Origin of the sequence: Flavobacterium rhizosphaerae (genome assembly GCF_046000445.1) — a bacterium.
Taxonomy (GTDB): domain Bacteria; phylum Bacteroidota; class Bacteroidia; order Flavobacteriales; family Flavobacteriaceae; genus Flavobacterium; species Flavobacterium rhizosphaerae.
Genome location: NZ_JBELPZ010000032.1, coordinates 1 through 7,519, shown reverse-complemented (window position 1 = coordinate 7,519; position 7,519 = coordinate 1). Strand labels below are relative to the sequence as shown.

The 7,519-nt window shown below is 40.1% G+C and carries 8 protein-coding genes; all 8 read right to left on the bottom strand.

From position 1 onward, the window contains the following. Positions 1 to 250 precede the first annotated feature (250 nt). Positions 251 to 1,159: an alpha/beta hydrolase fold domain-containing protein gene (locus tag ABS766_RS16595; RefSeq protein ID WP_408086319.1), complete on the bottom strand. Its 909-nt coding sequence runs from the start codon at positions 1,157 to 1,159 to the stop codon at positions 251 to 253. Between the two features lie 10 nt (positions 1,160 to 1,169). Then, positions 1,170 to 2,252: an alkene reductase gene (locus ABS766_RS16590; protein ID WP_408086318.1), complete on the bottom strand. Its 1,083-nt coding sequence runs from the start codon at positions 2,250 to 2,252 to the stop codon at positions 1,170 to 1,172. Positions 2,253 to 2,278: 26 nt separating this feature from the next. Then, the gene (locus ABS766_RS16585; RefSeq protein WP_408086317.1) at positions 2,279 to 3,169 is read right to left on the bottom strand and encodes an NmrA family NAD(P)-binding protein; all 891 of its coding nucleotides are present in this window, start codon (positions 3,167 to 3,169) and stop codon (positions 2,279 to 2,281) included. Between the two features lie 103 nt (positions 3,170 to 3,272). Next, positions 3,273 to 3,941: a pirin family protein gene (locus tag ABS766_RS16580; RefSeq protein ID WP_408086321.1), complete on the bottom strand. Its 669-nt coding sequence runs from the start codon at positions 3,939 to 3,941 to the stop codon at positions 3,273 to 3,275. A 96-nt stretch (positions 3,942 to 4,037) separates the two neighbouring features. Continuing rightward, positions 4,038 to 4,982 (bottom strand): NAD(P)-dependent alcohol dehydrogenase, encoded by a 945-nt coding sequence (locus ABS766_RS16575; RefSeq protein ID WP_408086316.1) that lies wholly within the window; start codon positions 4,980 to 4,982, stop codon positions 4,038 to 4,040. 148 nt (positions 4,983 to 5,130) lie between these two features. Further along, the gene (locus tag ABS766_RS16570) at positions 5,131 to 5,853 is read right to left on the bottom strand and encodes a helix-turn-helix domain-containing protein (protein WP_408086315.1); all 723 of its coding nucleotides are present in this window, start codon (positions 5,851 to 5,853) and stop codon (positions 5,131 to 5,133) included. 29 nt (positions 5,854 to 5,882) lie between these two features. Continuing rightward, positions 5,883 to 6,797, bottom strand: coding sequence for a helix-turn-helix domain-containing protein (locus tag ABS766_RS16565; protein ID WP_408086314.1), 915 nt, complete (start codon positions 6,795 to 6,797; stop codon positions 5,883 to 5,885). 18 nt (positions 6,798 to 6,815) lie between these two features. After that, a complete protein-coding gene (locus ABS766_RS16560) occupies positions 6,816 to 7,514 on the bottom strand; it encodes an SDR family oxidoreductase (protein ID WP_408086320.1) in 699 nt (232 codons plus the stop codon). Positions 7,515 to 7,519: the final 5 nt, after the last annotated feature.

Sequence of the window (7,519 nt, the reverse complement as noted above, 5' to 3'; positions counted from 1 at the left end):
TAAATAGAAAACCCCTTAAATCATAGGATTTAAGGGTTTTGACTGCCGTTGAAGTCTTTTTAGTCGGGGTGGCAGGACGACTCCAAACCACTACAAATACTTTTATATCAATAGCTTATAGACTGAACTTAAAAAAACACTCACCTTTTTACTCACAAGGTTTTCTATGCGGTATTTTTGCTAATTTACAGGTTTTTGTACGAATACAAAAATTTCAACTCTACAAAATCTAACGATAATTTTTATGTGCTTATTTATTGCTAGCCAATATAAATTCTTTTATATCATTTAGCGATTCCCTTGATTTTACAGAGTCAATATGTGAAAATAGCCAAACATGCTTTTGCCCATCATATTCCTTCAGCTTTGAATTCTTCTGGATTGGCTTAATAAATGCATAGAAGTTTTTTGAATCATCATTCAATACTTCGTCTGTACCAACCAATAAGAAAACAGGAGGGAATTTTTTGAACTTCAATTCACTGGGGTCAGCCTCTTTGATGCTATTTGAAGAATACATCAATGCATGGTTATACAGAAAATCCTTGCTTAGGATAGGATCCAATGCCTTTTTGCTTTCATACGAATCGTTAATACACTTTAAATCTATCCAAGGGGAGATAAGGACTAAAGATGCAGGCATTGGGACTTTAGCTTCCTGTACTTCACCTACCAGTGCTATAGCTAAACCACCACCAGCACTATCACCCATCAACGTTATTTCAGAGCCTTTGAACTTTCGTTGCAACTCTTGGTAAACATTAAATATTTCATTATTGGCCGTAGGATAAGGATGCTCTGGTGACAGTGAATATTCTATGTACAAGATCGGCGCATGGAATGACTTGGCTAAGTGTGATAACATGGCGTGGTAAGTATTAAAATTACCATAGGTATAAACACCACCATGCAGGTAAACAATTAAATTTTTTTTATTTAGCAACTCCTTATTAAGCCAGTAGCTTTTTACTCCTGCAATGACTGTTTCATTTATCGAAACAGTAGAGTCAGGTGGGTATACTTTCCCCAAGGTTTCATAGAATACCCTGAATTCATCGATTTTTTGCATGGTACTATCTGGAATAGCTTGTGCTTTCACATTTGTGTTAGCGAGTTGAAGCAGCGCCAACATCACTACAGTTTTGAATGTATTTTTCATAATTCAGTTATTAGTCGTTTAATGATGGATAGTCGATATACCCATGTTCCGCGCCGCCGAACATGGTAGCCTTGTCCGGCTCACTAAGCGCAGCATTTTTTTCAAAGCGTTGTGGCAGGTCAGGATTAGCAATGAACAAGGTCCCGAATGAGATAAGTTTGGCAATGCCCTTATCAAGTTCCGCTTCGGCGGATTCCTTGTCATACCCGGCGTTGGCGATAACTGTCTGGAAGATCTTTCTGCCGAAGAATTCAATTTCATCGTCTTTAGGATAGTGGGCAGGTGAAGGAAAATAAGGGCTGCGCCTCATTAGTTCCACATAGGCAAAATCCAATTTGTTCAGCTCTTCAATCAGGTAAGTGTACGTCCCGGCCGGATCATCCAGAATCATCTCGCCATAAGGATGAAAAGGCGAGATCTTAATACCCACTTTTTCACCGCCTACTGCACTTATCAATGCCTGCATGGCCTCCAGGACAAAACGGGCTTTATTGGGAATGCTTCCACCATATTTATCAGTTCTCTGATTAGAACTTTCAGCTAAAAACTGACTTGGTAAATAGCCATTAGCGGCATGAAGCTCTACACCATCGAATCCTGCTTCAATTGCATTTTTTGCGGCGGTCCCATAATCCTTAATAGTCTGCCTAATTTCAGAAATTGTAATTTCCTGAGGTACTTCATAATCCTTCATGCCCTGCGAGGTAAAATGCTGCATTCCCCTGATGGGTAAAGCTGATGGAGCTAAAGGAAGCTTTCCATTGCGTTCGACAGAATGTCCCACACGCCCGGTATGCCAAAGTTGGGCAATAATAACACCTCCATTGTCATGTACTGCCTGTGTGACTTTTTTCCAGGCCTCTATCTGTTCGGGCGTAAAAATCCCCGGAGTAAGCGGACTGCCGGTAGCGTCTTCACTTATCCTGATGGCTTCAGTGAATAGCAAACCTGCACTAGCTCTTTGGGTGTAATAGGCTACTGTCATCTCACCAACTATGCCGTGAATATCTGCCCGGCTTCTGGTCATAGCAGACATCGCCATTTTATTTTTTAAGGATAAATTCCCTAACTGTGTTTTTTCTAAAAGTTTCATGATATCTATTTTTTGAATTGTTATTGTTAATTGTATATTGGAAGATAGGTGTCCGTTACAAACGCTTCTGCTGTGGTAGGCGTTGTTGTGGAAGCATCTCTTTTCTGATAATTGAATATTCCATCTTTAATAGCCAAAGCCATCCCTAACAGATTATCTACAAAGTCCTGTGAAAAACCATTACCTATGAATACCTGTTTGGCCTGGCCTATAGGAATTTGTACATAGGGTAATTCGGGTTTGCCTATTGCTTTACCGATAATGTTGGTGAATTCTGTATATGTATAATCTCTCGGCCCCATTACAGCCTGCACAGATTTACCCGTAAAATCAAGATTGGATAAATGCGCTGCTGCTACTTTAGCTACATCCCGGGTTGCCACCATTGGTATTGCATGATCACCCGCCGCTGCTGTGCCGTTAATCCCTTTAGATTTTACTAATCCGATTGTTCTCAGAAAATTCTCCATAAAGTAAGCGGAACGGATGTGCAGTACATTCACCTCTTGTAGCTGATTCAATCGCACCTCTTGCTCGCCGGTTCCGGCCATCATTCCATTCCCTTCGTGCATATGAGAACCCAGGCTACTCATATTTACAATATGTTTGATTCCTGACTTTTGAATCGCTTCCAGATAATTGCCGGTCACTTGTCTTTGGTATTCCCGGGTGTTTTCCGCTTTTACATTATCGGGTAAAATCAGAAAGGCGCTATCCGCATTTTTGAATGCCTCAGTAAGGGCTTTTAGATCATTAACATCCCCCGGAATGATTTCTGCTCCCATACTTTTTAAGTCTTTTAATTTTTCGGGATCTCTTGCAAGCAGTTTTACCTGATGTTTTCCTTCCTCTAGCAGGATTTTAGCGATTTTACTTCCTACGGTTCCGGTGGCCCCCAGTATTATTATTTTTTTCATTAGTTTAGATTTTTTGTTGTTATTAATTATGTACACTACAAAGGTGCGATTACGCTTTTGTCAAAACTTGTATCAAATCACTGTTTTACTTTTTGATGAATTTCTATTTGTGCAGGTTACCACTATACATTCCCCCGTCAAAATAGGTGGCATTCTTCTGTGTAATGAATAACACGATTTCGCTGGTTTCATTCGCAATGAACGTGGGGTATTCATTTTCGATCAAAGCACTTTCGCCGGTGCTTAACTGTACATTGCTAGTAACTTGAATTTCTCCCTTAAATACATAGAATAGGAATGAGGTATTTTTAAAAGGCAGCTCGGGCAAAAACGTTTCATCATTTTTTTGCAACTGCATATCCAGTATCCATGTATTACTTCTTATCTGTAAGGGATAATCACTGCTTTTACCCGCTATTTTCCGCCATTGATTAATACTGTAGGTTTCTGATAATTGATGAAATTGTACTTGTGGTAGCAACCCTTCAATTTCGGGTCGGATAAAAATCTGTAAGCCTTCCAAAACGCCACCTTCTTCCAAAGTCTTTTCTCCGTGATAAAATTCTGAACCTGCCTTCATGAGCATTAACTTTTGATTTGAAATGATATCCGAATGCCCTTCAGAATCTTTGTGCATTACCTTACCGCTCCGCAAATAAGTGAGTATCTCATCGTTTTGATGGGGATGCATCGGTATGAGCGTACCCGGAGTTATTCGGGCGTGGTCTATCCGTCCAATGGTAGAGAAGCCGGTGTCATTCCGTTCAGGCATTATGAGCCCGGGATATAAAATCTGTATCCCAAAGCCACCGTGCTGTTTCCCATATTTTAGGGTATTGTCAATTTTTATTAGCATCGCTATGATGTATTAATTAACTTCAATAACTACTTTTCCAATGACCCCGCCTTTTTCAGCATACTGATAGGCTTCCTTAAATTGGCTGAACGGAAATACTTTGTTCACTTCAATCTGCAAACCATCATTTACTGCCTTTATGAGTTTTTCAGTTTGTTTTACAGAAGGACTGGACAGCACTACAATATGCTTTTTTGAAGTGAATAGATTGTTAAATAGCGAAGCGATAATCTGAATGGGCTGTGGCGTAACATTTAAAAACAAGCTTTTTGACTTCATAATCTCCTTGGCTTTTTTGTATGTCATTTTTCCCGATAAATCGACTACCACATCATATTTGTTTTGCTGTGATAAAACATTTTCTTCAGTATAATTGATGACCTTATCAGCCCCCCAATTTTTTGCATAATCAATTCCTTTGCTGCCGGTCACTGCTGTTAAATCAGTATGCTGTAGTTTTAATAATTGAATTAAAAACATTCCAAACCCGCCTGTAGCCCCGTTTACTAAAATTGAAGATTGTGGAGTGATGTTTCCCATTTTCTCTAAGGCGGTTAAGGCAGCTGTACCCACTACCGGAATAGAGGCTGCTTGTTCAAAACTTATCGCTGTTGGTTTTTTCCATACCAATGAGGCGCTTACTGCAACATATTCGACTGAAGCACCTTCTTTCATTAAATTTTTAACCACGCCAAAAACTTCATCGCCCTCTTTTAGGTGGTTGATTCCAACACTTACTTCTTCAATTACGCCGGCAAAATCAGCGCCGGTATGCTTGGGGAACCTGGAACCTGACATCAGTTTCATTTGCCCTTTCCTGATTTTCCAGTCCATAGGGTTGATTGAAAATGCTTTTATCTTTACCAGTACCTCGCCTTTTTGGATTGCAGGCTTTGGTTGTTCTACCGTTTGTAAAACATCAGTACTTCCGAATTGATTATACACGATTGCTTTCATGATATTATTTTTTAATGGTTTAAAATGATATCACAAAGTTGCATATAACCGCGTCTGGAAACTTGTATCAGATCACTATAGTGGTTTTTGCAAATGTAAAAACAAGGCCATCTGTAAGAAAGCCACCTGACGGAGTGGAAAGATAAAATTAATATACCTGTATGAGGTCGCTACTGTACTTTAATGCTTTAGGCGGCATACCGAACATCTCATACATATACTTGTTGAGTTGGGGCAGGTCGTAAAAGCCGGTGTCATAGGCAATATCGGTAAGGCTCCTGTCTTTATCAGTGAGCGTGATATAAATAGCCTGCCTTAAACGCGTCCATAGTAAATATTTAGACAGGCTGCTGCCGGTCTGCTTCTTAAAGAGCGCTGCCAAACGTGATGGGGATAGGAAAACCAATTCGGCAAATGTTTGAGGAGTGATATCGGGTTTAAAGTAATTAGCCTTAATGTAATCGACAATTTTTGCAACCCTGTCATCATAATCTGTCTTTGGCACCCCCGAGAGCAGCGCCTCAATTACGTTGCTTACTTCCAGGCTTTCTTTAGGCGTCTGAAAAAAGGTATTCGTTTCGGTTGGCGATTCAAAAACAATGGCCTCCTCATTTTCAGTAAACATAGATGCCAGCTGTAAACCAATACTTGAATAGGGCTCTATGTTCAGGACATTCAATTTACCTTTTTCAGCCACACAAAAGTGCGTGACATGGGGCTTGATCAAAAACCCGTGAATACGTTCATATTTCGTACCGCTGATTGTCGAGGTAAAAGGCAAGTCGTTGGACAGCACAATTTGATATGCCGAATGGTGATGGATCTCCACAGTAAGGTTACGGGCTTGCAGGGCTAAAATAAACGGATTCATATACACTGTACGTTTCTGGTAGGCATACTTCAATTAAATGAATTTCTAAACGCTAAAGGCGATACACTTGTTTTGCTTTTAAATAATTTTGAAAAACTCTGACTGTGTTCAAACCCCAGTTCGAATGCAATTTCTGAAACTGTTAACTCCGTTGTTGACAGTTTTTCCTTCGCTTTTTCAATCAGTTTCTCGTGTATATGCTGCTGTGTTGTTAACCCCGACACTGATTTCAGCAAACTGCTTAAATACATTGGCGATAGGTTTAAGGCTTCGGCTATATACTGTACTGTCGGCAGTCCGGCAGTATTTTCATCTTTAAAATAGTCTTCAATGGTCTTTTCTACACCCTCCAAAATGTTGTGGTTAGCAACCTTACGCGTCAGGAACTGCCTTTGGTAATACCGGTCGCAGTAATTTAGTAAGGTTTCGAGTTGGGAAATTATAATAGCTTGGCTGAACTTATCCAGATTGGCCTGATACTCCTGCTCGATATTTTTGACGATGGCATTAAGTGTTGTCTCTTCCTTTTCTGAAAGAAACAAAGCCTCATTTACGGCATAACCAAAGAATTCATACTTTTTTATAGCTGCTGCTAGTGGAGTGTTCCATAAAAAATCAGGGTGAACCATCAGAATCCATCCACTTCTTGTAGTAGCAATTTCTTCAATTTTTTCGATTCCAAAAACTTGGTTGGGCGCTATGAAGAACATTACCCCATCATCAAAATCATAATTATTCTGGCCATATTTGTATTTTGCGCCAATACTCCGCTTTATTGAGATGTGATAGAAATCAAACACAAAATTCTTGTGGTTGATTTCTTTGGAGCATTCAAAGCTGGCGTAATCAAATAGGCTGATTAGAGGATGCTGCGGTGAAGGCAGCCCTTTCATCTTATGGAACTCTGCAATGGAGTGCACCCGATGTACCTGATGTTGGTTCATAAATCAAAGTTACAAATATTAAATCATCATTCCGCCTGACAATTCAATTCTCTGGCCGTTAATCCATGCCGCTTCGGGTGTACATAAAAAAGCGACTACACCGCCAATGTCTTCCGGCTCGCCCACACGGCCCAACGCCGTTACTGACGCAATTGCATTCCTTTTATTCTCATCAGATTTATTTGATCCGCCTCCAAAATCCGTGGCAATAGCACCTGGCGCAACCGTATTGGCAGTAATTTGCCTAGAGCCTAATTCTTTGGCAAGGCATCTGGTGTAAGTTTCAATGGCTCCTTTCATACTGGCATAAGCAGAAACGTTTGGAAAGGAAACCCTTGTCAGCCCTGATGAGATATTAATTATCCTGCCACCCTCATTTAATAAAGGCAATAGCTTTTGGGTTAAAAAGTAAACCCCCTTAAAGTGGACGTTCATCATCGCGTCAAACGCTTCCTCAGTAGTCTCTGATACAGAACCGTAAACGCCGGCACCGGCATTGTTGATCAGGAAATCAAAACTAGCGGAACCTTCATGTTGGGTTAAGTGTCCACTCACCTGATGTAAAAATGCGTCAAAGTTCTTTATATTGCTAACATCTAATTGGTACGCAATAGCTTTCTGTCCAAGGGACAATACTTCAGTTATAACTTTATCAGCTTCAACTTTATTACTGTGATAGGTAAAAATAATATTATTACCTTTTTTAGCCAGGTTGATAACCA